The 3,085-nt window shown below is 51.1% G+C and carries 2 rRNA genes; both read left to right on the top strand.

The features are described 5' to 3' along the window. Positions 1-12 precede the first annotated feature (12 nt). Positions 13-2,839, top strand: a 23S ribosomal RNA gene (locus tag FFR48_RS26680). Between the two features lie 120 nt (positions 2,840-2,959). Then, positions 2,960-3,077: ribosomal RNA gene (gene rrf, locus FFR48_RS26675) — 5S ribosomal RNA — on the top strand. Positions 3,078-3,085: the final 8 nt, after the last annotated feature.

Genomic DNA, 3,085 nt, shown 5'->3' with positions numbered 1-3,085 from the left:
CCAATGTTAAGTGGTCAAGCTAATAAGGGCTAATGGTGGATACCTTGGCACACAGAGGCGAAGAAGGACGTGGTTACCGACGAAATGTTCCGGGGAGTTGGAAGCAAACGGTGAGCCGGAAATATCCGAATGGGGCAACCCTATGAACTACCTGTTGAATATATAGACAGGAAAGAGCCAACCTGGCGAATTGAAACATCTTAGTAGCCAGAGGAAAAGAAATCAACTAGAGATTCCCCTAGTAGTGGTGAGCGAAAGGGGAAAAGCCTAAACCAAGAGGTTTACCTTTTGGGGTCGTGGGACAGCAACAACGAATCTAGAGGCTAGACGAAGCAGCTAAATACTGCACCAGAGGAGGTGAAAGTCCTGTAGTCGAAAGTTAAAGGATAGTAGCTGAATCCCGAGTAGCACGGAGCACGTGAAATTCCGTGTGAATCAGCGAGGACCATCTCGTAAGGCTAAATACTACTGTGTGACCGATAGCGAACAAGTACCGCGAGGGAAAGGTGAAAAGAACCCCGGAAGGGGAGTGAAACAGAACATGAAACCATTAGCTTACAAGCAGTGGGAGTCCGATTAAACGGATGACCGCGTGCCTGTTGAAGAATGAGCCGGCGACTTATAGGTACTGGTAGGTTAAAGCGAGAATGCTGGAGCCAAAGGGAAACCGAGTCTGAAGAGGGCGATAATCAGTATTTATAGACCCGAACCCTGGTGATCTAACCATGTCCAGGATGAAGCTTGGGTAACACCAAGTGGAGGTCCGAACCGACCGATGTTGAAAAATCGGCGGATGAGGTGTGGTTAGGGGTGAAATGCCAATCGAACCAGGAGCTAGCTGGTTCTCCCCGAAATGTGTTGAGGCGCAGCGGTAATGATTAAAGCTGGGGGGTAAAGCACTGTTTCGGTGCGGGCTGGGAGACCGGTACCAAATCGAGACAAACTCAGAATACCCAGTGAACACATTGCCAGTGAGACGGTGGGGGATAAGCTTCATCGTCAAGAGGGAAACAGCCCAGACCACCAGCTAAGGTCCCCAAATCATCACTAAGTGATAAAGGAGGTGGGATTGCACAGACAACTAGGAGGTTTGCCTAGAAGCAGCCACCCTTGAAAGAGTGCGTAATAGCTCACTAGTCAAGCGATCCTGCGCCGAAAATGAACGGGGCTAAGTGATGTACCGAAGCTGTGGGATTAATTAATTAATTAATCGGTAGGGGAGCGTTCCGTCGTAGGTAGAAGCAGTAGCGGCGAGCAGCTGTGGACGAAACGGAAGTGAGAATGTCGGCTTGAGTAGCGCAAACATTGGTGAGAATCCAATGCCCCGAAACCCTAAGGGTTCCAGAGCCAGGTTCGTCCACTCTGGGTTAGTCGGGACCTAAGGCGAGGTCGAAAGGCGTAGTCGATGGACACAGGGTCAACAATCCCTGACTAACGTATGGGAGCATTGCTAGGGACGCATGAAAGATAACCATACCCTGATTGGTTTGGGAGACGGTTACGACCGTTGCATGGTGAAGGATAGTGCCAAGAAAAGCTAGTAATGTGATGAACATATGTTACCCGTACCCGAAACCGACACAGGTAGGGAGGTTGAGAATACCAAGGGGCGCGAGATAACTCTCTCTAAGGAACTCGGCAAAATGGCCCCGTAACTTCGGAAGAAGGGGTGCCCACGAGAGTGGGTCGCAGTGAAGAGATCCAGGCGACTGTTTACCAAAAACACAGGTCTCCGCAAACTCGAAAGAGGACGTATGGGGGCTGACGCCTGCCCAGTGCCGGAAGGTTAAGGAAGTTGGTCAGTGGTAACATGAAGCTGACGACCGAAGCCCCGGTGAACGGCGGCCGTAACTATAACGGTCCTAAGGTAGCGAAATTCCTTGTCGGGTAAGTTCCGACCCGCACGAAAGGCGTAACGATCTGGATGGTGTCTCAGAGAGAGACTCGGCGAAATAGGAATGTCTGTGAAGATACGGACTGCCTGCACCTGGACAGAAAGACCCTATGAAGCTTTACTGTAGCCTGGAATTGTGTTCGGGCTTCGCTTGCGCAGGATAGGTGGGAAGCGATGAACTTCTCCTTGTGGGGAGAAGGGAGCTAACGGTGAGATACCACTCTGGCGAAGCTAGAATTCTAACTCATCTCCGTGAGCCGGAGAGAGGACAGTTTCAGGTGGGCAGTTTGACTGGGGCGGTCGCCTCCTAAAAGGTAACGGAGGCGCGCAAAGGTTCTCTCAGCACGCTTGGAAACCGTGCGACGAGTGTAAAGGCATTAAGAGAGCTTGACTGCAAGACCGACAAGTCGAGCAGGTACGAAAGTAGGCCTTAGTGATCCGACGGCGCAGCATGGAATGGCCGTCGCTCAACGGATAAAAGTTACTCTAGGGATAACAGGCTGATCTCCCCCAAGAGTCCACATCGACGGGGAGGTTTGGCACCTCGATGTCGGCTCATCGCAACCTGGGGCGGAAGTACGTCCCAAGGGTTGGGCTGTTCGCCCATTAAAGCGGTACGTGAGCTGGGTTCAGAACGTCGTGAGACAGTTCGGTCCATATCCGGTGCAGGCGTAAGAACATTGAGAGGAGTCCTCCTTAGTACGAGAGGACCGGGAGGAACGAACCGCTGGTGTACCAGTTATCGTACCAACGGTAGACGCTGGGTAGCCAAGTTCGGAGCGGATAACCGCTGAAAGCATCTAAGTGGGAAGCCCACCTCAAGATGAGTGTTCTCACCACTTTAAGTGGGTAAGGTCACGGGCAGAACACCCGTTTATAGGCTCTATGTGGAAGTACAGTAATGTATGTAGCAGAGGGGTACTAATAGACCGAGGGCTTGACCTCTCACATTGCTAATATTCGCGTTACTTGCAGTCTTCAGGGTTTTGTCATGTTAAAACTCAGATTTCAAATTTTCTTATTTTTGACTTTTGACTTTTGACTTTTGACTTCCCAAAGGATTTTCCTGGTGTCTATGGCGCGGTGGAACCACACTGATCCCTTCCCGAACTCAGAGGTGAAACGCTGCTGCGGCGACGATAGTTGAGGGGTTGCCCTCTGTCACAATAGCTCGATGCCAGGTTTAATATT

This window comes from Sphaerospermopsis reniformis, from assembly GCF_005402885.1.
Lineage (GTDB): Bacteria > Cyanobacteriota > Cyanobacteriia > Cyanobacteriales > Nostocaceae > Sphaerospermopsis > Sphaerospermopsis kisseleviana.
The sequence above is the reverse complement of the archived record's forward strand: the minus strand, read 5'-3'. Positions and strand labels throughout refer to the sequence as shown.